The sequence below is a fragment of the Rhizobium sp. Rhizsp42 genome, from assembly GCF_047304155.1.
Classification (GTDB): Bacteria; Pseudomonadota; Alphaproteobacteria; order Rhizobiales; family Rhizobiaceae; genus Rhizobium.
Map to the genome: position 1 here is coordinate 78,669 of NZ_JBGLYS010000025.1, position 25,931 is coordinate 104,599.

Annotated in this window: 21 protein-coding genes; 11 read left to right on the forward strand and 10 right to left on the reverse strand. The window is 62.9% G+C overall.

All coding sequences use genetic code 11. The features are described from left to right. The first annotated feature begins 29 nt into the window (after window positions 1-29). Complete coding sequence (locus ACCD05_RS21655) at window positions 30-1,037, forward strand: acyltransferase family protein (protein ID WP_413395246.1); 1,008 nt, start codon at window positions 30-32, stop codon at window positions 1,035-1,037. On the opposite strand, the gene ACCD05_RS21660 is transcribed toward ACCD05_RS21655, so the two are convergent. Both ACCD05_RS21660 and ACCD05_RS21665 read right to left on the reverse strand, forming a co-directional pair. After that, window positions 1,032-4,226, reverse strand: coding sequence for an efflux RND transporter permease subunit (locus ACCD05_RS21660; protein ID WP_413395247.1), 3,195 nt, complete (start codon window positions 4,224-4,226; stop codon window positions 1,032-1,034). The two genes, ACCD05_RS21655 and ACCD05_RS21660, sit on opposite strands and share 6 nt — an antisense overlap. Continuing rightward, window positions 4,223-5,401 carry an efflux RND transporter periplasmic adaptor subunit gene (locus tag ACCD05_RS21665; RefSeq protein ID WP_413395248.1) on the reverse strand — a complete coding sequence of 393 codons (1,179 nt, stop codon included), beginning with the start codon at window positions 5,399-5,401 and terminating at the stop codon, window positions 4,223-4,225. Before ACCD05_RS21665 ends, ACCD05_RS21660 begins: the two co-directional genes overlap by 4 nt. A 447-nt stretch (window positions 5,402-5,848) precedes the next feature. On the opposite strand from ACCD05_RS21665, the gene ACCD05_RS21670 reads away from it, so the two are divergent. The 3 genes from ACCD05_RS21670 to ACCD05_RS21680 are packed head-to-tail and all read left to right on the forward strand — an operon-like array spanning window position 5,849 to window position 9,069. Beyond that, window positions 5,849-6,319 (forward strand): MarR family transcriptional regulator, encoded by a 471-nt coding sequence (locus tag ACCD05_RS21670; protein WP_047513941.1) that lies wholly within the window; start codon window positions 5,849-5,851, stop codon window positions 6,317-6,319. After that, on the forward strand, window positions 6,312-7,535 hold the full coding sequence (locus tag ACCD05_RS21675; RefSeq protein ID WP_413395250.1) for an HlyD family secretion protein: 1,224 nt from the start codon (window positions 6,312-6,314) through the stop codon (window positions 7,533-7,535). Before ACCD05_RS21670 ends, ACCD05_RS21675 begins: the two co-directional genes overlap by 8 nt. Further along, window positions 7,528-9,069, forward strand: coding sequence for a DHA2 family efflux MFS transporter permease subunit (locus ACCD05_RS21680; RefSeq protein ID WP_111564097.1), 1,542 nt, complete (start codon window positions 7,528-7,530; stop codon window positions 9,067-9,069). Before ACCD05_RS21675 ends, ACCD05_RS21680 begins: the two co-directional genes overlap by 8 nt. Here the strand turns inward: ACCD05_RS21680 and ACCD05_RS21685 are convergent, their stop codons facing one another. Genes ACCD05_RS21685 through ACCD05_RS21695 form a run of 3 tightly spaced genes read right to left on the reverse strand, consistent with a single transcriptional unit; the run spans window position 9,070 to window position 10,922 of the window. Continuing rightward, window positions 9,070-9,660 carry a DNA-3-methyladenine glycosylase gene (locus tag ACCD05_RS21685; RefSeq protein ID WP_413395252.1) on the reverse strand — a complete coding sequence of 197 codons (591 nt, stop codon included), beginning with the start codon at window positions 9,658-9,660 and terminating at the stop codon, window positions 9,070-9,072. It lies immediately after the preceding gene. Between the two features lie 5 nt (window positions 9,661-9,665). Further along, window positions 9,666-9,986 carry a hypothetical protein gene (locus ACCD05_RS21690; RefSeq protein ID WP_413395254.1) on the reverse strand — a complete coding sequence of 107 codons (321 nt, stop codon included), beginning with the start codon at window positions 9,984-9,986 and terminating at the stop codon, window positions 9,666-9,668. Between the two features lie 45 nt (window positions 9,987-10,031). Further along, window positions 10,032-10,922 (reverse strand): LysR family transcriptional regulator, encoded by an 891-nt coding sequence (locus ACCD05_RS21695; protein WP_413395256.1) that lies wholly within the window; start codon window positions 10,920-10,922, stop codon window positions 10,032-10,034. A gap of 118 nt (window positions 10,923-11,040) precedes the next feature. On the opposite strand from ACCD05_RS21695, the gene ACCD05_RS21700 reads away from it, so the two are divergent. Then, entirely contained in the window at window positions 11,041-11,781 is a 741-nt protein-coding gene (locus ACCD05_RS21700) for an SDR family oxidoreductase (protein ID WP_413395258.1), read from the forward strand. Window positions 11,782-12,121: 340 nt separating this feature from the next. Here the strand turns inward: ACCD05_RS21700 and ACCD05_RS21705 are convergent, their stop codons facing one another. Further along, window positions 12,122-13,033, reverse strand: coding sequence for a LysR family transcriptional regulator (locus tag ACCD05_RS21705; RefSeq protein WP_413395260.1), 912 nt, complete (start codon window positions 13,031-13,033; stop codon window positions 12,122-12,124). 181 nt (window positions 13,034-13,214) lie between these two features. Here ACCD05_RS21705 and ACCD05_RS21710 point away from each other — a divergent pair, with 181 nt between their 5' ends. The 3 genes from ACCD05_RS21710 to ACCD05_RS21720 all read left to right on the forward strand — a co-directional run bounded on the left by ACCD05_RS21710 (window position 13,215) and on the right by ACCD05_RS21720 (window position 18,629). After that, window positions 13,215-14,033, forward strand: a complete 819-nt coding sequence (locus tag ACCD05_RS21710) for an alpha/beta hydrolase fold domain-containing protein (protein WP_111564178.1) — start codon at window positions 13,215-13,217, stop codon at window positions 14,031-14,033. 38 nt (window positions 14,034-14,071) lie between these two features. Next, the gene (locus ACCD05_RS21715; RefSeq protein WP_413395263.1) at window positions 14,072-15,265 is read left to right on the forward strand and encodes an efflux RND transporter periplasmic adaptor subunit; all 1,194 of its coding nucleotides are present in this window, start codon (window positions 14,072-14,074) and stop codon (window positions 15,263-15,265) included. A 163-nt stretch (window positions 15,266-15,428) separates the two neighbouring features. Continuing rightward, window positions 15,429-18,629, forward strand: coding sequence for an efflux RND transporter permease subunit (locus ACCD05_RS21720; RefSeq protein ID WP_413395264.1), 3,201 nt, complete (start codon window positions 15,429-15,431; stop codon window positions 18,627-18,629). Between the two features lie 69 nt (window positions 18,630-18,698). Here the strand turns inward: ACCD05_RS21720 and ACCD05_RS21725 are convergent, their stop codons facing one another. Further along, entirely contained in the window at window positions 18,699-19,031 is a 333-nt protein-coding gene (locus ACCD05_RS21725) for a DHCW motif cupin fold protein (protein ID WP_018897047.1), read from the reverse strand. A gap of 175 nt (window positions 19,032-19,206) precedes the next feature. Here ACCD05_RS21725 and denD point away from each other — a divergent pair, with 175 nt between their 5' ends. The 3 genes from denD (at window position 19,207) to ACCD05_RS21740 (ending at window position 23,026) form a co-directional block, all read left to right on the forward strand. Continuing rightward, window positions 19,207-20,193, forward strand: coding sequence for a D-erythronate dehydrogenase (gene denD, locus ACCD05_RS21730; protein WP_413395266.1), 987 nt, complete (start codon window positions 19,207-19,209; stop codon window positions 20,191-20,193). Next, window positions 20,190-21,086, forward strand: coding sequence for an NAD(P)-dependent oxidoreductase (locus tag ACCD05_RS21735; RefSeq protein WP_413395267.1), 897 nt, complete (start codon window positions 20,190-20,192; stop codon window positions 21,084-21,086). Before denD ends, ACCD05_RS21735 begins: the two co-directional genes overlap by 4 nt. 173 nt (window positions 21,087-21,259) lie before the next feature. Further along, window positions 21,260-23,026: a putative bifunctional diguanylate cyclase/phosphodiesterase gene (locus tag ACCD05_RS21740; RefSeq protein ID WP_413395269.1), complete on the forward strand. Its 1,767-nt coding sequence runs from the start codon at window positions 21,260-21,262 to the stop codon at window positions 23,024-23,026. 3 nt (window positions 23,027-23,029) lie between these two features. Here ACCD05_RS21740 and ACCD05_RS21745 read toward each other — a convergent pair whose 3' ends face one another. The 3 genes from ACCD05_RS21745 to ACCD05_RS21755 form a co-directional block, all read right to left on the reverse strand. Beyond that, window positions 23,030-24,052: an NAD-dependent epimerase/dehydratase family protein gene (locus tag ACCD05_RS21745; protein ID WP_413395270.1), complete on the reverse strand. Its 1,023-nt coding sequence runs from the start codon at window positions 24,050-24,052 to the stop codon at window positions 23,030-23,032. A 19-nt stretch (window positions 24,053-24,071) separates the two neighbouring features. Then, window positions 24,072-25,385: a UDP-glucose dehydrogenase family protein gene (locus tag ACCD05_RS21750; protein ID WP_413395271.1), complete on the reverse strand. Its 1,314-nt coding sequence runs from the start codon at window positions 25,383-25,385 to the stop codon at window positions 24,072-24,074. Between the two features lie 96 nt (window positions 25,386-25,481). Further along, window positions 25,482-25,931 (reverse strand): cupin domain-containing protein (locus tag ACCD05_RS21755; RefSeq protein WP_413395273.1); only part of this gene is annotated, 450 nt, incomplete at its 5' end.

A 25,931-nucleotide genomic window follows, 5' to 3' on the forward strand; every position in this document is an offset into this window, starting at 1 on the left:
GGCATTGACCGGTCATTTGAGGAAACCGGATGAAGACCCTTTACGGCATCCAATATCTGCGCGCCTTCGCGGCGCTTGCTGTCGTCGTTTTTCACGCGGCCGAGAAGTCCGGCGAGCACTTCGCCATCGGCGCTGCCGGCGTCGATGTGTTCTTCGTCATCAGCGGCTTCATCATGTGGGTGATCAGCGAGCGCCGGCCGATGACGCCGCAGGGCTTCCTCATCGACCGCCTGCGCCGCATCGCGCCATCCTACTGGCTGGTCACCTTTATCATGATCGCCGGCGCCGTGGCCGGGCTGTTTCCGAACCTGCAGCTGACGACGTCGCATATCCTTGCGTCGCTGTTCTTCATTCCCGCGCATTCGCCGAGCACCGGCGACATCTGGCCGGTGCTGGTGCAGGGGTGGACGCTGAATTTCGAGATCTTCTTCTACGTCCTCTTCGCCGGGGCACTATTCCTGCCGCGCAAATGGCGTCTCGCCTTTCTGCTCGCGCTGTTCGGCGGCTTCTTCCTGGCCGGGCAGATCCTGCAGCCGACGACGCCGGCGCTCTACACCTACACGCGGCCGATCATTCTCGAGTTTGTCGGCGGCGTATTGATCGCCGAGCTTTGGCTGCGCTGGTGGATTGCCGGCACGAGCCTGGGGCTTGCCTGCGTGGGGGCGGCCCTTTCCGGTTTCGCCGCCATCCATCTGATGGGCGCCGAGTTCAATGCCGGGATCTGCGGTCCGCTGGCGATGGTGCTTGTTTACGGGATGGTCTCGCTGGAGGCGGCCGGAAGTCTCGGCCGCATGCCGCTCCTCACCTATCTCGGCGATGCCTCCTATTCGATCTATCTCTGGCACACGCTGGCGATTTCGGTGGTGGCCAAGGCGGGGCAGGTGATCGGCCTTTCGGCCACCGTCATGGCACCGGTGTGTGTGCTCGCCGGCGTGGTGCTTGGAACCGCGGCCTACGAACTCATCGAAAAGCCGCTGAGGAAGCTGCTTTCCAGCTCGCGTTCGAAACAGGCGACACTTGCCCGCCGGCCCTCATGATGAGGCTTCGACCGGCGGGGTCCCGGCATCCGGTTCTACCGTCGGCGCCGGCCGGGCCTTCCTTCTGAACGAGCGCAGCGCGACATAGAAGACGGGTGTCAGGAACAGACCGAAGATCGTGACGCCGAGCATGCCTGAGAACACGGCCGTGCCGAGCGACTGGCGCATTTCCGCGCCGGGGCCGGTCGCGATCGCCAGCGGCAGCACGCCGAAGATGAAGGCGAAGGCCGTCATCAGGATCGGGCGAAGGCGCAGATGGCTCGCCTCGACGGCTGCCTCCACGGGAGACTTGCCTTCGTCTTCCGCCTGGCGGGCGAACTCGACGATCAGGATCGCGTTCTTCGCCGCAAGGCCGATCAAGACGATCAGGCCGATCTGCGTCAGCACGTTGTTGTCCATGCCCCTGAACCAGACGCCGATCAGCGCCGCGAGCACGGCCAGCGGGACGATCAGGATGATCGCCAGTGGCAGGACCCAGCTTTCATATTGGGCCGCGAGCGCCAGGAAGACGAAGATGACTGACAGGGCGAAGATATAGACCGCCGTGTTGCCGGTGTGGGTTTCCTGGTAGGCGAGTTCGGTCCATTCGAAGGTCGTGCCGGGAGGCAGGATCTTGGCGGCCAGCGCCTCCATCTTCTTCAGCGCGTCGCCCGTTGACGTGCCGGGTGTCGGGTTGCCCTGCAGCGGAACGGACACATACATATTGTAGCGCTGCACGAGGGCAGGGCCGCTGGAATCCTGGATATCCATCAGCGTCCCGAGCGGCACGAGCGCGCCGGTCGCCGAGCGCACCTTGAGACCTAAGATGTCCTCGCGGTCCATGCGGTATTGCCGGTCGGCCTGGGCGCGGACCTGGTAGACGCGGCCGAAGGCGTTGAAGTCGTTGACATAGGCGACGCCGAGATTGATCGACAGCGCGTTGAAGATATTGGGGATCGGCACGTTGAGGAAACGGGCCTTGTCGCGATCGATGGCGAGATAATATTGCGGGCTGGCATCCGAGAATGTCGTGAAGACGCCGGTCAGGCCCTCTGTCGTCGCGGCCGCGCCCATCATCTGCCGGGCAAGGCCGAGAACGCGGGTCATGTCGGCGTTTTCAAGATCGAGGATCTGCATCTTGAAGCCACCGGAATTGCCGACGCCGCGTACCGATGGCGGCGGGACGGCGATGATGAAGGCCTCCTGGATGCTCTGCAGCTTGCCGAAGAGCTCGCCGATGATCTTGTTGGCGGTCTCGCCGCCTTCCTCGCGCTCGGCAAAGGACTTGAAGGGCACGAAGACGACACCGGAATTGGAGGCGTTGGTGAAAGTCGCGCCGCTGAAGCCGGCGAATTGCACGGCATTGCCGACGCCGGGCACCGTGCGGGCGATATCGCCCACCTGCTTCACCACCGCATCGGTACGCGCCAGCGACGCGCCATCCGGCAGCTGGACGACGATGATCGCGTAGCCCTGGTCCATGGTCGGGATGAAGCCTGACGGGACCTTGGTGATCATGAAGTAGGTGGCGCCAAGCAGACCGGCGAAGACCAGCAGCGAGCAGGTGATGCCGATCCAGCTTCTGACGAGGTGCCTGACGATCCACGAATAGCCGTGGCTCAGGCGATCGAAGCCGTTGTTGAAGCCATTGGCGAGACCGCGCCCGAAACGCAGGGCGATGTTGTTGCGCGTGTGCTGGTGATCGTGGCTTCGGAGCAGAATACCGGCGAGCGCCGGCGAGAGCGTCAGCGAGTTCAGCGCGGAGATCGCGGTGGTGACCGAGATGGTCACGGCGAACTGCTTGTAGAACTGGCCGGAGATCCCTGGGATGAAGGCTGTGGGCACGAAGACGGCGATCAGCACCAGCGAGATGGCGATGACGGCGGTGCCGACCTCGTCCATCGTCACATGCGCGGCTTCCTTCGGCGTCATGCCTTTGGCGAGATTGCGCTCGACATTCTCCACCACGACGATGGCGTCGTCGACGACGATGCCGATCGCGAGCACCAGGCCGAACAGCGTCAGCATGTTCAGCGAGAAGCCGAAGGCGAGGAGCACGGCGAAAGTGCCGATCAGCGAGACCGGGATGGCGATGATCGGGATGATCGCGGTTCGCCAGGATTGCAGGAAGACGAGGACGACGATCGCAACCAGGATCGCGGCTTCGGCGATGGTTCGATAGACCTCGGTGATCGATTCCGAGATGAACTCGGTGGTGTCGTAGACGATGCGGTATTCCAGACCCTGCGGGAAGGTCTGGGAGATGTCCTTCATCAGCGACTGGATCTGGTGCGCGGTATCGAGCGCGTTGGTTCCGGGGCGGGCGAAGATGCCGAGCGCCACGGCGGGGTCGTTGTTGAGATAGCTGTTCGTCACATAGTCCTGCGCACCGAGTTCGATGCGGGCGACGTCCTGCAACTGCACGAGGCGGCCGGCGCCGGTCGACTTGACGATGACGTAGCGGAATTCGCGCACGTCGGAGAAGCGGCCGTCGGTTCTGACCGTATATTCGAAAGCGTTCTTGCCGGTGACTGGTGGCGCGCCGATCTTGCCGCCGGAGACCTGGACGTTCTGGTCGCGAAGGGCCGAGACCACGTCATCCGATGTCATGCCGTAGGCGGAGAGCTTCTGCGGGTCCAGCCAGATGCGCATCGAATACTGGCGCTCGCCGAACACCTGCACGTCGCCGACGCCATCGAGGCGCACCAGCGTGTCGCGGATGCGGTTTCGGGCATAGTTGGAGACGTAGAGCTGGTCGTAGCGGTGCGAGGGCGAGAGCAGGTGCACGACCATCATCAGGTCGGGCGAACTCTTGTCGGTGGTGACGCCGAGGCGCTGCACCTCTTCGGGAAGCCGGGGCAGGGCGATCGAGACGCGGTTCTGGACGAGCACCTGCACCTTGTCGAGATCGGTGCCGAGCTTGAAGGTGATGGTCAGCGACATGGCGCCATCGGCGCTGGAATAGGAGGACATATAGAGCATGTCCTCGACGCCGTTGATCTGCTGCTCCAGCGGTGTGGAGACCGTGTCGGCGATGGTCTGCGGGTCGGCGCCCGGATAGGAGGTGCGCACCACAATGGTCGGCGGCGCGATCTCGGGATATTGCGACACCGGCAGCTGCGTATAAGCGATGCTGCCGACGACGAGGAGCACGATCGAGATGACCGCCGCGAAGATCGGGCGGTCGACGAAGAAATGAGCGAACCTCATTGTGGCGTCTCCGTCGCGGCGTTCTCCGGCGGCGTATCGCGCCGCTCCTGCGGCAGTTCGGTCATCTGCGGCGTGATGGTGGCGCCGGGGCGGGCGCGCATCAGGCCGTTGACGATGATCGTCTCGGTGCCATCAAGGCCCTCGCGGATGACGCGGTAGCCGTAGAGCCTGGGGCCGGGGCGCACGGGCTTGGTCGATACCTTGCCGTCAGGGCCGACGACGAAGACGACGCGTTCGTTCTGGTCGGAACCGATCGCTTCGTCGGGCACGAGGATCGCCTTGTACTTGTTGGACGCCTCAACCTGCACACGGCCGAACAGGCCGGGCTGCAGGATCAGGTCGGGATTGGCGAGGCGAGCACGGATGCGGATCGTGCCGCTCTCGTTGTCGATGCGGTTTTCGGCGAAGTCGAGCTTGCCGATGAAGGGCTTGGCGTTTGGATCGGAAATCGTCACGGTGACGGGTACGCCGCCGCCGCCCAATTGCAGGTCCTTGCCGAGCTTGCGCGCCGTATCGGCGAAGTTCAGCAGGCGGCGTTCATCGACGTCGAAGTAGAAATCGATCGGGTCCAGCGACACGATGGTCGTCAGAATGGTCTGGTCGGCCTGCACCAGATTGCCTGTCGAGATCAGGCGGCGGTCGATGCGGCCGCTGAGCGGTGCTGATATCGTGGTGTATTCCATGTCGAGGGCCGCACGGTCGGCGGTTGCCTGGGCGCCGCGAACATTGGCCTGCGCGGAGAGCCATTCGCGGCGGCGATCGTCGAGCGTCGAGACCGACTGGCTGCCGCTGGTGGCAAGGCTCTGCGCGCGGTTGAACTGCGCTTCGGCGTAGGTCTGCGTGGATTTGGCGACTTCGAGCGCGGCGTTGGCCTCGTTGAGCGCGGTGACGAAGGGGCGCTGGTCGATGACGAAGAGCTTGTCGCCCTTCTTCACCAGCGCGCCATCGGTGAAATCGACCTCATTCAGATAGCCGCCGACGCGTGCGCGCACCGAGACCTCGTCGACCGCCTCGAAGCGGCCGATGAACTCGTCGTTGTCGACGACCTCGCGCACCACGGGCTTTGCCACGGTGACCGGCGGCGGGGGCGGGGCCGCGGCCTGCTGGGCGGATGAGGCGAGGGGGAAGAAGACGACGCTGCTGAAGGCCAAGACGTAGCGAAGTGAGAAAGGCATGGCGGCTCCCCATTCGGGCGGCCAAACACGCCGCCATGACTATGCTGAAAGAATGCGTTTCATGTCAGGCGGTACTCGAGCGACTATGTGCCGCTCGCCTATTTCTAATGCTGTCTTACGTTCGTGGCGCGGATAGCGCTCACGACTTGCATGCCGTTGCGATCGATTGGCCGGGAAGGTCCCCACCCGGTAAGCCTCTGGATTTCGATATAAACGGGTGTCTTGACGAAAAGCAAATCCCGGTGGGTTGAAACTTCCAAGACCAATGAAATCAGGGAGAGTATCGCGCAGCCATCAATGCCCTCTGGTTTCGGCGGCACGTTCCTTAGCCGGGTGCGACAATTTGGCCGCACACTAGCAATAATCAACCGAAGGTGACTTGTATGTTGCACCTGCTTAATATATCTAGGCACATTATAAGTGTGCTTACTATTGGCGCAGTCCTCAATGAACAGCAATCCGCCTCTCGGCTTCCTCCTGCACGATGTTGCACGTCTGCTTCGAAAGCGTTTCGAGCAGCGGGCGAAGTGCCTTGGGTTGACGCGATCGCAATGGCAGACGCTGGCGTATCTCTCCAACAATGAGGGGATACACCAGGGCGGGCTGGCGGAGATGCTGGAGATCGAGCCGATCACACTTGTACGCATTCTCGACAAGCTCGCCGAACGCGGGCTGATCGAGCGCCGCCAGCACCCGACGGACCGCCGGATCTGGCTGCTTTACATGCGCGAGGAGGCACATCCGCTGTTGGCGGAAATGCGCGGACTTGGCGATGTGACGCGAGGCGAAGCCCTGGAGGATGTTTCCGCCTTAGAACGGGAGCAGCTTTTCCAAATCCTGTCGCAGATGAAGACCAACCTAGTGCAGGCCTGCCGGACCCCCCTGGCATTGGCTGAAAACGAGACCAACCATGGCTGATAAAATTCCCCTGCGCGTCGTTTCCGACGCCGATGCCAATTCTGCTGCCGAAACGAACGAGGTTTCTCCGCGCGAGGAAACCGTCGCCGAGGCGCCATCCTCCACTCCGGCGCCCGTCACCACTGTGGCGCCACCCGTGACCACGCCCCCGCGCCGCAAGCGCAGCATGACCCGGCCGGTGCTGTTTGCACTGCTGCCCGTCGCGCTCGTCGTCGGCGGTTATTACTACGTCAATGGCGGACAGGTGATGTCGACCGACAACGCCTATATCAAGTCCGACATGATGGGGCTGACGACCGACGTTTCCGGCATTGTCGACACGATCGACGTGCATGAAAACGAAGCGGTGAAGCAGGGCCAGGTGCTGTTCAGCCTTCGCCAGGACGTGTTCAAGATCGCGCTCGACGGCGCCAAGGCGCAGCTCGGCGCCGTGCGCAACCAGATCCTCAACCTGGAAGCAAGCTACCAGCAGTCGCTGGCCGAGATCACGCAGGCCGAGGCCGATATCCCGTATTTCCAGACCGAATTCGACCGCCAGCAGAGCCTGCTCAACAGCTCGGCGGCCACCCGCACGGCGTTCGACCAGGCGAAGCACAATCTGCAGGCCGGTCAGCAGAAGGTTGCCGTCGCCAAGGCGCAGGCTGCCGCCACGCTCGCCCAGCTCGGCGGCAATGCCGATCAGCCGGCCGAGCAGAACCCGCTTTATCTCGAAGCCAAGGCCAAGGTCGACGACGCGCAGCGCCAGCTTGATCACAGCGTCGTCCGCGCGCCGTTCGATGGCATCGCAACCAATGTCAACGCGCTGCAGCCGGGCTCCTATCTCGAGGCATCGACGCAGGCCTTCTCGCTGGTCGCAACCAAAAATCTATGGATCGATGCCAGCCCGAAGGAAACCGAGCTCACCTATGTGAAGCCCGGCCAGACGGCCACCATCTATGTCGACACCTATCCGGGTGTGACTTGGAAGGGCAAGGTCGAGAGCATCAGCCCGGCTTCCGGCTCCAGCTTCTCGCTGCTGCCGGCGCAGAACACCACCGGCAACTGGGTCAAGGTCGTGCAGCGGATCCCGATGCGCGTCAGCATCGAGGATGTCGCTGGCAAGCCGCCGCTTCGCGTCGGCATGAGCACGGTCGTTGATGTCGATACCGGCCACGCACGCGGCCTGCCGGATTTCGTGTCCAAGCTTCTGGGCCGCTCGGGCGGAGATCATGAGTAACGCTGCCTCCGCGTCCTTCGTCCCGGTTGCCAATCGCGGCATGATCACGGCCTGCGTCATTCTAGCCGTCATCATGCAGGCGCTGGATACGACGATCGCCAACGTTGCACTGCCTTATATTCAGGGCAGCGTTTCGGCGAGCGCCGATCAGATCAATTGGGTTCTGACCTCCTACATCGTCGCGGCCGCCATTATGACGCCGCCGTCGGGCTTTCTTGCCGCCAAGTTCGGCCGCAAGAAGGTGCTGCTGACGGCGATCACCGGCTTCGTCGTGGCCTCCGTGCTCTGCGGTCTGGCGCAATCGCTGAACCAGATCGTCGGCTTCCGCCTGTTGCAAGGCCTGTTCGGCGCATCGCTGGTGCCGCTGTCGCAGGGCATTCTGCTCGATATCTACACGCCGGAAGAACGCGGCTCCGCCATGGCCTTGTTCGGCGTGTCGGTCATGGTCGGGCCGGTGCTCGGCCCCGTCATCGGCGGCTGGCTGACCGACAATATCAGCTGGCGCTGGGTGTTCTATATCAACGTGCCGATCGGGGCGCTCGCCTTTGCCGGCATCATGATCTACGTGACCGAGACGAAGCTGGACGCGCTCGCCAAGCTCGACTGGTTCGGCTTCGGGATGATGAGCCTCGGCATCGCATCGCTGCAGCTCTTCCTCGATCGCGGCGAACAGCTCAACTGGTTCGCCTCGGGCGAGATCATGATCGAGGCGATCATCTGTGCCGCGGCTTTCTATCTGCTTGTCGTGCACACGCTGACGGCGGAGAAATCCTTCGTCAATCCGAAGCTGTTTCTCGACCGGAACTTCTCCGTCAGCATGATCTTCATCTTCGTGATCGGGATCACCTATCTCGCCTCGCTGGCGCTGATGACACCCTATCTGCAGACGCTGATGGGCTATCCCGTCATCACCGCTGGTATCGTCATGGGGCCGCGCGGCATGGGCACGATGCTGTGCATGTTCATCGTCGGGCGGCTGATCGGCAAGGTGGATACGCGCCTGCTGCTGGTGCTCGGCCTCGGGCTGACGGCGTGGGCGATGTACGACATGACCGGCTGGACGCCCGATGTGTCGCAGTGGACGATCGTCTCTGTCGGCTTCATCCAGGGCGCCGGTCTCGGCTTCCTGTTCGTGCCTTTGACGACGATCGCGTTTTCGACGCTGCCGGCGGAGATGCGCGGCGACGGCACCGGTCTCTATAACCTGTCGCGAAACATCGGCTCGAGCGTGGGGATCTCCATCGTCTCGGCGCTTTTGGTCGAAAACGCGCAGGTGAACCACGAGAACATCGCCGCCTATGTCACGCCGTTCAACCACGCCTTCGATGCCGCGGCAGCGCAGGGAATGAGCCCGCTCACCGCCGCCGGTCGCGCGGCGCTGAACGAGCTGATCACGCTGCAGTCGACTGTTATCGCCTATATCGATGACTTCAAGCTGCTGATGATCATGTCGCTGGCGGTCATTCCGCTGGTGCTGCTGCTGCGCAAGCCCAAGGTGGCGCCGGTCATGGACCACAGCGCCGTGATGGAGTGATCACCGAAACGGCTTGCTGAGATAGCGGGACCCTGAAATGCCGAAGCGCCATGGTGCTTCGGCATTTTTCGTTATGCCGATGCGTTTTCCGCTGACGATCGGCGCCGGTGCCGTCGGCGTCAGCGAATAGGGGGCGTGGTCGAGCAGGCGATCATTGAGGGCGATGGTGACGCCGAGCGCCTGGCAGAGCTTGCCGGGGCCGCTGCAGAGCTGCGTGAGCGCGTCGGTGCCACGGCGTTCGATCATCGCGGCGATGCCGATTTCGGGCTCGATGGCGCGGATCAGCACGGCGGAGCCTGGGGTGCAGACGAAGTTCAGGCACCAATGCATGCCGTAGATGCGGTAGATATAGACATTCCCCGGTTTGCCGAACATGGCGCCGTTGCGCTGTGTCGGGCCGCGAAAGCTGTGGGAGGCTTCGTCATCGGGAAAATAGGCCTCGGTCTCGACGATGCGCCCGCCGATGCCGCCGACGGTGAGGCGGCAGGCGAGAAGATCGCGGGCGACGGAGATCGCATCGCGCTCGAAGAAGTGAGTGAGGGCGTCGCCCGATATCGGTGCCGCGCCGAGCGCGCCTGTGCTGTCGTCCATATGATCTATCGGCCGGGCTTCGGATCATGCAGCGGGATCGACGAGCCGGTGACGGAGACTGGGTCGCTTGCCGGGAAGGTGTCTTCGAGGCCTTCGTCCAGTTCCTCTTCCAGCGTAGCCGCATCCTTGCTGTGCGGCCCGTCTCCTGCCGAGCTGTCGTGCGCGGCGAGAAGCAGGTGGCGGGCGTGGGAGACGGCGTTGTCGCGGGTCAGGCCGGGTGTCGCTGCGTTATAAAGCGTCACGGAAATGCTGTTTCCGGTCTTGTCGCCGAACATGACGGTAAAGCCGCCTTCGCGTGCATTCACTGAAATGTCTGTGATGGTCATGGTTTTGCTCCCGATGATGGGTTTGCCGACGTCTTTCTCGTATGACTATGTTTGCCTCGCGAACACCTTCGTCAACCACTCGATGAAGACGCGGACGCGTGGCGAGAGCTGGCGGTTTCGTGGATAGAGCAGCGAGACCGGTGTTTTCGTCAGCGGATAGTCTTGCAGGATGGGCTGGAGCTCGCCGCTGTCGATATAGCGCTGGGCGTGATAGCGCGGCACCTGGATGATGCCGAGGCCGAGGCGCGCCGCCGCATGGAAGCTTTCCGCGGCGTTGACTGATAGCGTCGCGGGCAGGGTGACGTTGCGGATCTGGCTGCCGACGAGGAATTCGAGCGGCACCAGCGCGCCGGTGGCGCTGGAGTGAAAGCCGACCATGCGGTGGCCTTCGAGCCGGTCGGGATGTTCCGGCGTTCCGTAGCGGGCGAGGTAGGAGGGCGAGGCGAGCGTGACTTCCTCCAGCATCGCCACGCGGCGCGCGACCATGTCGCTATCGGCGGGGATGCCGACCCTCAGCACGCAGTCGATGCCCTCGCGCACGAGATCGACGAGACGATCGCCTTCGCTCATATAGAGTTCGATATCGGGATAGGCTTCGAGGAAGGATGGCAGGTTGGGCAGCACGAAGTGGCGCGCCAGCGTGCCGTGCACATCGACGCGCAGCATGCCTTTCGGCTTGGCGCCGGCGAACGCGCCTTCCGCGTCCTCGATATCCGAGAGGATCGACAGGCAGCGGCGGTAGTAGGCTTCGCCGTCGAGCGTCGGGCTCACATGCCGCGTCGTACGCTGCAGCAGGCGAACACCGAGGCGGGCCTCGAGCTGCTTAACCGCATCGGTCACCGTCGAACGCGGCAGGCCTGTATCTTCGGCGGCGGCGGTGAAGCTGCGCCGCTCGACGATACGGCAAAAGACGCGCATGGCATCGAATCTGTCCATCTGTCTGTTCGCTATTTCCGGATAGTGATGGCGAATAATGGATGATTATCCGCCGCGAGAAAAGCGGCATCTTCTCTCCAACGGCGCGATATCGCGCTTCCAAGCAAGGAGAACGACAATGACGGTAACGGAAAACAGGGTTGCGATCGTAACCGGCGCGTCGAGAGGCATTGGCGCGGCGATTGCCGATCGGCTTGCGCGCGACGGATTTACCGTGGTGATCAACTATTCCGGCAACGCCGCGTCGGCCGAAGAGCTGGCTGCCGCGATCGAAAGGCGCGGCGGCAAGGCGCTGACGGCGAAGGCCGATGTCAGCGACGCGGAGGCCGTGCGGCGGATGTTCGACGCGGCCGAGGCAGCATTCGGGGGCGTCGATGTGTTGGTCAACAATGCCGGGATCATGGCGCTTTCTTCGATCGCGGATGCCGATGACGCGCATTTCCAGCGTATGATCGACGTCAACCTCAGGGGCACGTTCAACACGCTGCGCGAGGCCGGCAAGCGGCTGCGCGACGGCGGCCGCATCGTCAATTTCTCGACGTCGGTGGTCGGGCTGAAGCTCGAAACCTATGGCGTCTATGCCGCGACCAAGGCCGCCGTCGAGACGATGACGGGGATCATGGCCAAGGAAATGCGCGGTCGTAACATCACCATCAACGCGATTGCGCCGGGGCCGACGGCCACCGATCTTTTCCTCAACGGCAAGTCGGACGAACTGGTGGCGCAGATGGCGAAGATGAACCCGCTGGAGCGGCTCGGCACGCCCGAGGATATTGCAGCGGCCGTGTCGTTTCTCGCCGGTCCCGACGGTTCCTGGATCAACGGGCAGGTGCTGCGCGCCAATGGCGGCATGATCTGATTTATGCGTCCGGCGGGCGGCTTTCGGGCCGCTCGCGCCGTGGCGATCCGCCGCAGCGCTCAGCTGTGGATATCCTGCGCCGCAAAACGCCAGCACCCGGAAGGGGATAGGCTTGGCTGACGCATTGAGGCGACGAGCCTGCAATATCCTCTTACATTTGCATCATGATTGTCTATATTAGCAATGTAGGGATGTGCGGGACTCCTCCAATCCTACGCATCAGACCTCAATAGCTGCCGAGCCATTGTTCCCTGGTGACCCGGCAGAGAGTGAAAGAAGAAATGGCAAAACATATGGTTGCGGCCCGTTGAAGGTAAACGCCTCGCGGGCCGCAGTTCTGTCAGCGAGCATCCAGCTTGGCGTCGGTCAAAAGCTTGACCATCCAGTCGACGAAGACGCGGACCTTGTTGCTGAGGTGACGGTTCGGGGGATAGACGATGTAGAGCCCGAGCGGCTCACGGTTCCATTCCGGCAGCACCTGTATCAGCTCGCCGTTTTCCAACTCGTTGCGGATCATGAAGCGCGGTAATTGCGCGATGCCGAGCCCCCTCGTGGCGGCTGTCACGAAGGTTCGGCTGTCGTTCACGGAGACGAGATAGCGCGGATTGATCTCCAACTCCTCGTTGTCCCTGCGGAACTCGAACGGAAGCGTCCGGTTGGTCTGCGCGCGAAAATAGCTTACGGAATAGTGATTGTTTTCAAGCTCTTCCGGTCTCGACGGCATTCCGTATTTCTCGATGTAGAGCGGCGAGGCGCAGGTAATGAGCTCCACTTCCGACACGCGGCGTGCAATCAATGATTGGTCGGCCGGGGTGCCGGCGCGCAGCGCGCAATCGACGTTCTCGGCGAGGTAATCCACGGTGCGGTCGCCGACGCCGAGGTCGATGCGGATATCGGGATATTTCTGATAGAAATCGCAGAGCGCGGGCACCACGATCCAGTCGGCGAAGGCGCCGGCCATCTCGACGCGCAGGCGCCCGTTCGGAAGCCCTTGCGAGTTGGTGAGGCTGCCATCCAGCTCGGCGATCTCGGAAACGATCTGGGCCGCGCGTTCATAGTAGAGCGCGCCGTCGGTCGTCACCATGACGCGGCGGGTGGTGCGGTTGAGGAGCTTGGTGTGCAGATGCGCTTCAAGCCCTTGAATGAGGTTGGTCACCGTCGCCTTGGGCATGGCGAGCGTGTCGGCGGCCCGTGTGAAATTGCCTGTCTCCACGACGCGAATGAAAGCGCGCATTGCCGAGAGCTGGTCCATCGGAATTCACCTGAGTAGTTTGCAGTGCGGTATTGTTCGAAATCCGGAACAGTGTAATCGTATTGAGGCTTCTTATTCCGTGAGTGGAATAACAATATCTTTTTTTCAGAAATTGCAAGCCGTCGCCTTGGGCAATATGTTGCATCGGCAACATTACACCCGCGACGCAAGGATCGATACGATGACGGTGCAAGTGAAAGACATGGTGTTTGACAAGGTGGCCATTGGCCCCGTGTCGACGCGTATCTATCAGGGCGCCGAATACGGTAAGGGTTCGCCGATCGTGTTGTACTTCCACGGCGGTGCTTTCCAGTCGTCGGGACCGCAGGACAATGCGGTTGCGGAAGCGATCGCGAGTGCCGGCGCCATCGTCGTCGTCGCCGATTACAACGCGCCCTTGGGCGGTGTCTTCCCGAAGCCTCTCGAAGTCGGCTACTCGCTGTTTTCCTACATGGCCAACAAGCGCGCCTCCGGTCTTGGTGACCGCAACTCCGCGCTGCTGGTTGCCGGCGAGGAAGCGGGTGGCAACATCGCCGCCAGCGTGGCATTCAAGGCTCGCGATCACTATGCCGATGCCCTCGATGGCCAGGTTCTGATTTCTCCGCTGGTCGATCCGTTCATGGGATCGTCTTCGATGCGCGAAGCCGACAGCATCGGCATGCGCGAGCGTTGGGCGGCAGGCTGGAGCCATTATCTCAGCGGCGGCGGGTGCCACCCTTACGCGGCGCCGTGCCTCTGTTCACGCATTTCGGGCGTCGCGCCCGCACTGATCTTCACCGCGAAGGACGATCCCCTTCGTGATGAGACGCTTGGGTTCGCCGATCGCCTGAAACAGGCCGGCGTGCCAGTTCGTCAGCATGTCGCTCCCGCCGGGGCAGGCTGGCCTACGATTTACGGCGGGACGTCCGACAAGGCTCCGGGTTGGCGCGAAACCATCGCCAATGAGTTCGGAAGCTTCGTTCGTGACATGCGAAGGCAACCCGTACCTTTGAAGACCTGATCAATACTCGGCCGTGGGGGCCGAAAGGGAGAATACAAATGACGTCCAGTAAGAAGCGCTGGGCCCTTGTGGGCGCCGGTCTGAGCCTTGTTGCGTCCGTTTCAGCCGCAGCACTGTTTTTCGAACTGCCGATGAGCGGTACCGCGACTGCCGCAACTGCCGAGGCACAGGCGGCTCCGCCGGCCGTGCCCGTTACCGTCGCTGTCGTCGCCAGCCGCGACGTCACCGAATGGGAGCAGTTTTCCGGCCGGCTCGAAGCCGTCGATCGCGTGCAAATCCGTTCGCGTGTCGCCGGCGCCGTCCAGTCGGTGCATTTCCGCGAAGGCGCGCTGGTGAAGGCCGGCGATCTGCTCTTCACCATCGATCCGGCGCCCTATCAGGCAGCGGTATCGCAGGCCGAAGGACAGGTTGCGTCGGCCGAAGCCAAGGTCAATCTTGCGCAGATCGAGCTTGATCGCGGCCGCAGGCTTTCCGACAACCGGACGATTTCGCAGAGCGATCTCGACCAGCGTCAGAACGCATTCACCGAAGCGCAGGCCGGTCTTCGCACCGCGCAGGCCGCCCTTCGCTCGGCACAGCTCGAGCTCGGCTACACCGAGGTCAAGGCACCCGTTGCCGGCCGCGTCGGCAAGCTCGAAGTCACCGTCGGCAATCTGGTTGCGGCCGGATCGACCTCGTCGGAGCTGGCCTCGCTCGTCTCCGTCGATCCGATCTACGCCAGCTTCAGCGCCAGCGAAGGCATGGTCGCCAAGGCGCTCGCCCAGCTTCCTGCCGCCGATGGCGCGGTTCCGGCACTTGAACAGATCCCCGTCGAAGTCGGCACGCTTGCCGATCAGGGCACGCCGATCAAGGGCAAGCTGCAGCTGATCGACAACCAGGTGGATGCCTCCAGCGGCACGATCGGCGTTCGCGCCGTGTTCGACAATCCCGGCGGCAAGCTGATCCCCGGCCAGTTCGTGCGCGTTCGCATGGGCCAGCCGAAGGCCGAGAACAAGATCCTTATCAGCGAACGTGCGATCGGCACCGACCAGGACAAGAAATTCGTGTTCGTGGTCGATGGCGAGAACAAGGTGAGCTACCGGCCGGTCCAGCTCGGCATCGCCGAGGGTGGTGACCGCGTGATCGAAAACGGCCTCGCCGTCGGCGACAAGATCGTCGTCAACGGTCTGCAGCGCATTCGTCCGGGCGCGGTGGTGGCACCGCAGATGGAAGAAAAGGTCGCGGCCAAGTAAGACGCAGACCCCTCCCCAACCCCTCTCCACAAGGGGGAGGGGCTAGGTGGCCGCCCCGGCCACGGAGGGCTTTTACAGCATCCAGTTCTACCCCTACCGGCGGTATCCCAACCGCCGGAGAGGGTCGTTGCATCCCAAATTTCATCCCGGAGAGGGCTTTGAAATGAATATCTCCAGATTCTTTGTCGACCGCCCGGTGTTTGCCGGGGTGCTATCGGTCCTCATCGTGGTCGCCGGCCTGATCGGCATGCGATCGCTGCCGATTTCCGAATACCCGGAGGTCGTACCGCCATCGATCGTCGTGCGCGCCACCTATCCTGGCGCCAACCCGAAGGTCATCGCCGAAACCGTGGCCACGCCGCTCGAAGAGCAGATCAACGGCGTCGAGGGCATGCTCTACATGTCCAGCCAGGCGACATCCGACGGCGTGATGACGCTGACGGTGACCTTCAAGCTCGGCACCAATCCCGACCAGGCACAGCAGCTCGTGCAAAACCGCGTCTCGCAGGCAGAGCCCCGCCTGCCGACCGAGGTGCGCGCGCTCGGCATCACGACAGTCAAAAGTTCGCCCGACCTGATGATGGTGGTGAACCTGACATCGCCGGATAATCGCTACGACATCACTTATCTGCGCAACTATGGCGTCCTCAACGTCAAGGACCGGCTTGCCCGCATCGAGGGCGTCGGCCAGGTGCAGATCTTCGGGTCTGGCGACTATTCGATGCGCGTCTGGATCGATCCGCAGAAGGCTGCCGAGCATAATCTGGCGGCGAGCGACATCACCAATGCCATCCGCGCCCAGAACGTGCAGGCGGCTGCCGGCACGATCGGCGCATCGCCGAGCCTCACCGGCGTCGATATCCAGCTGAACGTCAACGCCCAGGGTCGTCTGCAGACGCCAGAGGAGTTCGGCAACATCATCGTCAAGAGCGGCGCCAATGGCGAGATCACGCGTCTGCGCGATGTCGCGCGCGTCGAACTCGGCGCCTCGGACTACTCGCTGCGCTCGCTGCTCGACAGCAAGTCGGCGGTGGCTATCCCCGTGTTCCAGGCTCCCGGCTCCAACGCCATCACCATCTCGGACCAGGTCATCAAGACCATGGACGAGCTGCAGCTGGCGATGCCGGAAGGCGTGAAGTATGAGATCGTCTACGATACCACGCAGTTCGTCCGCGCTTCGATCGAGAAGGTCGTCGATACGCTGCTCGAAGCCATCGCGCTCGTCGTCATCGTCGTCATCCTGTTCCTGCAGACATGGCGCGCCTCGATCATTCCGCTGATCGCGGTTCCGGTCTCGATCATCGGTACATTCGCGGTCATGTATGTCTTCGGCTTCTCGATCAACGCGCTCAGCCTGTTCGGGTTGGTGCTTGCGATCGGTATCGTCGTGGACGACGCGATCGTCGTTGTCGAAAACGTCGAACGCAACATCGAAAACGGCCTGTCGCCGCGTGATGCCACCTACAAGGCCATGAAGGAAGTGTCCGGTCCGATCATCGCGATCGCGCTGGTGCTGGTGGCGGTGTTCGTGCCGCTGGCCTTCATCACCGGCCTGTCGGGCCAGTTCTATCGCCAGTTCGCGCTGACGATCGCCATCTCGACGGTGATTTCCGCCATCAACTCGCTGACGCTTTCCCCGGCTCTGGCGGCACTTCTTCTGAAGGGTCACCATGCGCCGAAGGATTGGCTGACGCGCGGCATGGACTTCGCTTTCGGCTGGTTCTTCCGCGGGTTCAACCGCGCTTTCAGCGCCAGCTCCAATGCCTATGGTAAGGGCGTCGGCGGTCTGGTGTCGCGCAAGAGCATCGTCATGGTCATCTATCTGGCGCTTGCCGGGGCGACCTATGGCCTGTTCAACGCCGTTCCTGGCGGCTTCGTGCCGGCGCAGGACAAGCAGTACCTGATCGGCTTCGCGCAGCTGCCCGACGCCGCCAGCCTCGATCGCACCGAGGACGTGATCAAGCGGATGAGCGACATTGCCCTTGCAACGCCCGGCGTCGAACACGCCATCGCGTTCCCCGGTCTGTCGATCAACGGCTTCACGAACGGCTCGAATGCCGGTGTGGTCTTCGTCAAGCTGAAGTCCTTCGAGGAGCGCAAGACGCCCGATCTCTCAGGCGGAGCGATCGCCATGACGCTCAACCAGAAATTCGGTGCGATCCAGGATGCGTTCATCGCCATGTTCCCGCCGCCGCCGGTCCAGGGTCTGGGCACGACGGGTGGTTTCAAGCTGCAGCTCGAAGACCGGGCGGGCCTGGGCTACAATGCGCTGGATGAGGCGACCAAGGCCTTCCTCGCCAAGGCGTATCAGACGCCTGAGCTGGCCGGCCTGTTCTCGAGCTACCAGATCAACGTGCCGCAGCTCTATGCTGACCTCGATCGCGCCAAGGCCGAACAGCTCGGCGTGTCGGTGACCGATGTCTTCGAAACGCTGCAGATCTATCTGGGTTCGCTCTACGTCAACGACTTCAATGCATTCGGCCGCACCTATAGCGTCCGCGTGCAGGCAGACGCGCAGTTCCGCGCTCATGCCGATGATATCGGCCAGCTGAAGGTGCGCTCGGCTTCGGGGCAGATGATCCCGCTGTCGGCGCTGCTCAAGGTCGATGCCACGACGGGGCCGGAACGCACGACCCGCTACAACGGCTTCCTCGCCGCCGATATCAATGGCGGTCCGGCACCGGGCTTCTCGTCCGGTCAGGCACAGGCAGCCATCGAGCGGATCGCCGACGAAACGTTGCCGAAGGGCATCGGCTTCGAGTGGACGGATCTGACCTACCAGCAGATCCTGGCCGGCAGCTCGGGCGTGCTCGTCTTCCCGCTGGCGCTGCTGCTCGTCTATCTCGTGCTGGCTGCCCAGTATGAAAGCCTGACGCTGCCGCTCGCGATCATCATGATCGTGCCGATGGGCGTGTTGGCGGCCTTGACCGGCGTCTGGCTCACCGGTGGAGACAACAACATCTTCACCCAGATCGGCCTTATCGTCCTTGTCGGTCTCTCGGCGAAGAACGCGATCCTGATCGTGGAATTCGCCCGCGAGCTGGAATTCGAAGGCCGTACGCCTGTTCAGGCCGCGGTCGAGGCCAGCCGCTTGCGCCTGCGCCCGATCCTGATGACGTCGATGGCGTTCATCATGGGTGTCGTGCCACTCGTCGTCTCGACTGGTGCCGGTGCCGAGATGCGTGCCGCCATGGGTGTGGCGGTGTTCTCCGGCATGATCGGTGTCACCTTCTTCGGCATCTTCATGACGCCGGTGTTCTACGTGCTGATCCGCAAGCTGGCGGGCAACCGTCCGCTGGTGCAGCACAAGGACGACGATCACGGCCACGGTGGAGCCGAGGTCATCCGGATGGCGGCCGAATAGGCTACCGACGCAAATGGATAGATCAAAGGGCGGGACGCGAGTTCCGCCCTTTGTGTTTTGGAAGAGCGGTCAGTCGATGATGAACATCTTGGCGCCGGATGTCGTCCTGGACCGGTGGGCGGCGTCTCCGTGGTCGGAGACCGTGTATCCCATGCCCGGCTTCATCACGAAGCTGCGGCCGTCCTTGAGCTCGCTCGTCACTTCTCCCTCGAGCACGTAGACGATATGGCCGCGATCGCACCAGTGGTCGGCGAGATAGCCCGGCGAAAGCTCGACGATGCGCATGCGCACATCGCCATTGTTCAGCGTTCTCCATGTCGCCGTTCCGGTTTCGCCCTTGTGTTCGGTGGCCGGCAGCGCATGCCAGTCGAGCGAGGTGTAGGGGAGCGGGGGAAGTTTCATCGTGGGTATCCTTACGCGTTTCGTCGGCTCGGGTTCACGGATCCGGCGCGATATGTCCAGCATTTTGTTTGCAATGCAGCATGGCTTTTTGAGCTTGCATCGGCGCCGGCGGCCCTATCAATTGTGAGGGGTATGGGTGGTTGCTGCTTCGCCGCCTGTCACGGGAGGAGATTCCATGCATATCGCTATCATCGGCGCTGCCGGCATGATCGGGCGCAAACTCACCGAACGGCTGGTGTCCGACGGGCAATTGTCCGGGCAGTTGATCGGCCGCCTGACGCTTGTCGACGTCGTGGCGCCGGCAGCACCGGTCGGGTTCACTGGGCGGGTGGATGCGAGCGCGGCCGATATCTCGCAGCCGGGGCAGGCGGCGCTGATCGTCGGGTCGCGGCCGGATATCATCTTTCATCTGGCGGCGATCGTTTCGGCGGAGGCCGAGCTCGATTTCGAGAAGGGCTACGGCATCAATCTCGAGGGGACGCGGGCGCTGTTCGAGGCGATCCGTTTGGCGCATCTGCAGGATGGCTATCGTCCCTGCGTGGTCTTCACTTCCTCCATCGCCGTCTTCGGTGCGCCGATGCCCGATGTCATCCCCGACGATTTCAACCTGACGCCACTGACGAGCTACGGCACGCAGAAGGCGATGAGCGAACTGCTGCTCGCCGACTATACGAGGCGCGGCTTCATCGACGGTATCGGTATCCGGTTGCCGACGATCTGTGTGCGGCCGGGCAAGCCGAACAAGGCCGCCTCCGGTTTCTTTTCCGGCATCATCCGCGAGCCGCTGGCAGGACAGCCGGCCATTCTTCCGGTGCCGGATACGGTTCGCCACTGGCATGCGTCGCCGCGCTCGGCGGTCGGCTTTCTCATCCACGCCGCCAGCATCGATCTCGAGCCGCTCGGCGCGAAGCGAAGCCTGACCATGCCCGGCGTCAGCGCCTCGGTCTGCGAGCAGATCGAGGCTTTGAGGGTGATTGCGGGCGACAAGGCGGTGGCGCTGATCCGGCGTGAGCCGGACGAGCTGGTGATGCGGATCGTTGGCGGGTGGGCGCGGGCCTTTGCGCCGGAGCGGGCGACGCGCCTCGGCTTCACGGCCGAGACGAGCTTCGAAGAGATCATTCGCGTGCATATAGAAGACGAAATGGAAGGCAGTATCCGATGAGCAGTCAACAACGGACGATCGCGTTTCTGGGCACGGGGCTGATGGGCGCGCCGATGGTTCGGCGTCTGCTTGATGCCGGGTTTGCCGTTACCGCCTGGAACCGCGACATCACCAAGGCCGAGGCGCTGAGGGTCGATGGTGCTGATGTCGCCGCGACGCCGGTCGCGGCCGTTGAGGGGGCGTCGGTCGTCTTCACCATGCTCAGCGATGGCAATGCTGTTGGCGACGTCCTGTTTTCGCAAGGTGTGGCGCAGGCGCTCGCACCCGGCGCGGTCGTCATCGATTGCAGCTCGATTACGCCGGAGGCGGCGCGTGATCATGCGGCGAGGCTTGCCGAGCGCGGCATCCGTCATCTCGATGCGCCTGTTTCCGGTGGCGTCGTCGGCGCTTCGGCCGGGACGCTGGCGATCATGGCGGGTGGCAGCGCCGATGTCGTCGATGCTCTGTCTGATGTGTTTTCCGCGCTCGGCCGGGTGACGCATGTGGGGCCGAGCGGCACGGGCCAACTCGCCAAGCTCGGCAACCAGCAGATCGTGGCGATCACCATCGGTGCGGTCGCCGAGGCGATGATGCTGGTCGAGGCTGGCGGCGGCTCGCCGGAAGCGTTTCGCCGCGCGATCCGGGGCGGCTTTGCCGAGAGCCGAATTCTTGAGATCCACGGTCAACGTATGGTGGAGCGCAATTTCGGCGGCGCCGGCCCTTCGAGGCTGCAGCTGAAGGATCTCAACAACATCGTCGCCGAGGCGAAAAGCCTGGCGCTGACCCTGCCGCTGACCGAGGCGGTGCGCGCGGAGTTCGCGGCGTTCGTCGAGGATGGCAATGGCGATACGGATCACAGCGGATTGCTGCTGCATCTGGAGCGAAAGTCGGGCCGCGAAGGCGGAAAATCCTGATGGTCGGTACGATCCCTGACGAACAATAAATAGTGCTGGCGCGCCGGCATGCAATCATTGATAGATTTTTAGGGTGTTCTAATTAATGTCGCACTTGGCAATCACTGGTAGGTGATTGTGGTTGCCGCCGGGCAGTGGGGATGGATTTCGCTTTGACGTGGCGTGAGGCATGAATGGCTTTGGCATCTAAGAACTCCATACGCTCGGAGCGGGAGTTTCAAGATCTTCTACGGCGTTTGGAGCTTGCGCTCGATGCGTCGCAGATCGGTGTCTGGGAGCATGACCTGCGATCGAACGAGATTTCCTGGGACGTGCAGATGCATCGCCTCTATCGCACCGGCCAGCGGAGCGGGCCTGTGCCGACGTCGATCTGGTCGAACGCGATCCATCCCGATGATCGCGCGCGTGCCACCCAGGAATTCAACGACGCAATCGCCAAGCGCGGCCAGTACAATTCGGAGTTCCGGATCATCTGGCCGAATGGCGAGATCCGCTATATCCGCTCGCGCGCGCATTTTTATGTGAGCGAGGAGGGAGCGCCGTCGTTCATCGGCGCGGAATGGGATGTGACGGCCGACGTGCTTTTGAACGCCGAGGCGGCGCGGCAGCGCGAGGTCGCGGAGGCCCGTGCGCTGGCGCTTGAGGAGAGCACGGCGCTCATCGAGCATGCGGCCGCGCACGACTACCTGACCGGCCTGCCGAACCGGCGCTTCTTCGACAAGCGGATCGCCGAGCTCGCCGAAGACGAAAGCGTCTCGACGCTGGCGGTGCTGCATCTCGATCTCGACGAGTTCAAGCAGATCAATGACAGCTACGGCCACGCCGCCGGCGATGCGGTGTTGCGCGCGGCAGCCTTGCGGATCGCCGCGGTGCTGCCGGAAACCGGGATGGCGGCGCGCATCGGCGGCGACGAGTTCGTCATCGTGCTCGTCAATTTCGAGAGCATGGACGAATTGCGAGAGATTGCGCGCCGTGTGCAGAAGCGGCTGCGCAAGAAGATCCGCTTCGGCCACGAGATGCTGCAATCGGGCAGTTCCATCGGCATTTCATGGTCGGCCGATCGCGGCGATACCAATCTTCTGGCCGAATCCGACATGGCGCTTTACGCGGCCAAGAGCGGCGGGCGCGACCGCATCGAGTTCTTCACGCAGCGGCTGAAGGACGAACTGATGGGCAAGCGGCGGATCGCCGAGGAGCTCAAGCTGGCGTTGACGGCAGGCGAAATCGTTCCCTATTACCAGCTGCAATTCGACGCGCGGACGCGGGAGATCGTCGGGCTCGAAGCGCTGGCGCGCTGGCGGCACAAGGAGAGGGGCATTCTGGCGCCGGCGGATTTCCTCAAGGTGGCCGACGAGCATGGATTGACCGCCGAAATCGACGCGTCGATCCTTCGCCACGTCCTGAGGGACCGCCGCGAATGGGAGCAACATGGCTTCGATGTACCGAGGATTTCGGTGAACATCTCAGGGCAACGGCTTTATGATCCGCTTTTGATCAGCGATCTGGAAGCGCTTGATATCCCCGATAATTCGATCGTCTTCGAGCTGATCGAGACGATCTTTCTCGACGATTGCGACGACGAGATGATGCAGAGCGTCGACCGGATCAAGCTGATGGGCATCGAGATCGAGATCGACGATTTCGGCTCCGGTCATGCCTCGCTGATCGGCCTCGTCAGGCTGCGCCCGACGCGGCTGAAAATCGACCGCCAGCTGGTGGATGCGATCGATACGTCCGAGGAGCAGCGGCGGGTGGTGAAGTCGATCATCGAGATTGCCAAGGCGCTCGGCGTCAAGGTGATCGCCGAGGGCGTCGAGACCGAGCGGCATGCGGCGACGCTGGCCAAGCTCGGCTGCGATGCGCTGCAGGGGTTTGCGCTGAGCAGGCCGGTGCCGGCTGCCGAGATCGACGCCAAGTTTTCGGCTCTGGTCGCGAGCTGAGGATCAGCCGGCGGTGTCGAGTTCGCCACGCGCTTCGAGATACCACTCCACGAAAGCCGCCACACCCTGTTCGAGCGAGGTGCTTGGCGTGTAGCCGGTCAGCGCCTGCAAGAGGTCGGGGCTGGCATAGGTGCGGGGCACGTCGCCTTGCTGCATCGGCAGCATGACGCGCTTGGCCGGGTGGCCGAGGGCTTTCTCCACCGTATCGACGAAGTCGAGCAGGCTGATCGGCTGACCGCCGCCAATGTTGACGATGCGGAACGGCGCCTGGTGCGAGAGCGTCTCGACCCTCTCGGACGCGACGCGATTGCTTTCGGCGGGGACGACGGCCGAGAGGCGCACAACGGCTTCCACGAGATCGTCGATATAGGTGAAGTCCCGGCTCATCTTGCCTTCGCCGTAGATCTCGATCGGCTGGCCCTCCAGCATGTTCTTGACGAACTTGAAGAGCGCCATATCCGGCCGACCCCAGGGGCCATAGACGGTGAAGAAGCGGAAGGCGGTGGTCGGGATCTTGTGGAGATGGGCGTAGCTATGCGCCATCAGCTCCATCGACTTCTTGGTCGCGGCGTAGAAGGTGAGCGGTTCGTCGGTGCGGTCGGTCTCGTGGAAGGGCACCGTCGGATTGGCGCCGTAGATCGAGGAGGTCGAGGCCAGCATCAGGTGGGAAACGCCGGTGTTCTTGGCGATCTCCAGGATGTTCCAGGAGCCGATCAGGTTCGAGTTCAGATAGGCTTGCGGGTTCTCGTTGCTGTAGCGCACGCCGGCCTGGGCGGCGAGGTGGATCATCACGTCGGGCTTTGCGGCGGCGACAGCCTGTTCGAGTGCCGCGCGATCCTCCAGCATCGCCGTCACCGGCGTGAAGGCCGGAAACTGGGCAAGCGCGGCATTGCGCATATGCTTGAGCTTGATGTTGTAATAGTGCGTCATGCCATCGAAGCCGGTGACCTCGTGGCCGTCCTGCAGCAGCCGGCGCGCGAGATGGAAGCCGATGAAACCGGCTGTTCCGGTGATAAGATACCGCATGCTCATGCCCTGCTGTTGATTATGCCTTGCTCTTCTTGCCGACCGCGAAGTAGCTGAAGCCGTGTCTGGTGACTTCGGCGATCGGATAGATGTTGCGCAGATCGACCAGCACCGGCGTCTTGACCAGGGTCTTCAGCCGCTTGAAGTCGAGCGCGCGGAATTCCTCCCATTCGGTGACCAGCACCAGCGCATCGGCGTCTTCGGCGATCTCGTAGGGATCCTTGCCGTAGACGACCGGGCCGAGCAGGTCTTTCGCTGCATCCATCCCCTCGGGATCATAGACGTGAACCGTGGCACCGCCGTCGAGCAGCGCCTGGATGATGGTGATCGAGGGCGCATCGCGCATGTCGTCGGTGTTCGGCTTGAAGGTCAGGCCGAGGATGGCGATCTTCTTGCCGCGCACATTGCCATCACAGGCGGCGACCACCTTGCGGCCCATGGCGCGCTTGCGGTTGTCGTTGATGGCGACGGTGGTTTCGATCAGCCGCATCGGGCTGTCATGATCCTGCGCGGTCTTGACCAGCGCCAGCGTGTCCTTGGGGAAGCACGAGCCGCCATAGCCGGGGCCGGCATGCAGGAACTTGTCGCCAATGCGCTTGTCCATGCCGATGCCCTTGGCGACCTTCTGCACGTCGGCGCCGATCTGCTCGCAGAGATCGGCGATCTCGTTGATGAAGGTGATCTTCATGGCGAGAAACGCGTTGGCCGCGTACTTAATCAGCTCGGAGGTGCGGCGCTCGCAGAAATAGAGCGGGGCTTCGTTGAGATAGAGCGGGCGGTAGACTTCGCGCATGACTTCGATGGCGCGCGGCTCCTCGGTGCCGAGCACGATGCGGTCGGGGCGCTTGAAGTCGGTGATGGCGGCACCTTCGCGCAGAAATTCCGGGTTGGACACGACCTCGATGTCCTTGTTGGGAAACTCTTCGCGGAAGATGCGCTCGAGCTCGTCGCCGGTGCCGACGGGGACCGTCGATTTGGTGACGACGACGGTGAAGCCTTCGACCGATGCGGCGATTTCACGCGCGGCGGCATAGACGTAACTCAGGTCCGCATGACCATCGCCGCGACGCGAGGGCGTGCCGACCGCGATGAAGACGACGTCGGCGGCTGCCACGGGGGCTGCGAGATCCCGGGAGAAATCCAGGCGTCCGGCGGTGCGGTTCTGCGCGATGATGGTGTCGAGGCCGGGTTCGAAGATCGGCACCTGGCCTGCTTCCAGCGCGTCGATCTTGGCGGACGACTTGTCGACACAGGTGATATGATGGCCGAAATCCGCGAGGCAGGCCCCCGAGACGAGGCCCACATAGCCCGAGCCGATCATCACAATACGCATGGAAGTTTCCCTCAAACACCGATCACAGCCTCGTCGGTCGACGGGGCCATGACGGTGTTACAGAGGTAATTTTATAAGTTCAAGACAACCAAGAGGTCAGTTGCGACCGAACTCGTCGACGATACGGATGATGTCGTCTTCGCCGAGATAGGAGCCGGTCTGGACTTCGATCAGTTCGAGCAGGATCTTGCCCGGATTGGCCAGGCGATGGACTTCGCCCAGCGGAATGTAGACCGATTCGTTCTCGCGCAGCATCTGCACGTTCTCGCCGATCGTCACTTCCGCCGTGCCCTTGACGACGATCCAGTGCTCGGAGCGGTGGTGATGCTTCTGCAGCGACAGCTTCTTGCCTGGCGTAACGAAGATGCGCTTCACCTGGAAGCGGTCGCCGTTAAAGATCGAGGTGTAGCCGCCCCAGGGACGGTAGGAGGTTGGGTGCGTCTCGGTGAGCTTCGATGTCGCCGGCTTCGAGGCCAGCATCTTGACGATGGCGCCGACGTCCTGGCTGTCCTTGAGGTGACCGACATAGACGGCATCCTCGCTGGC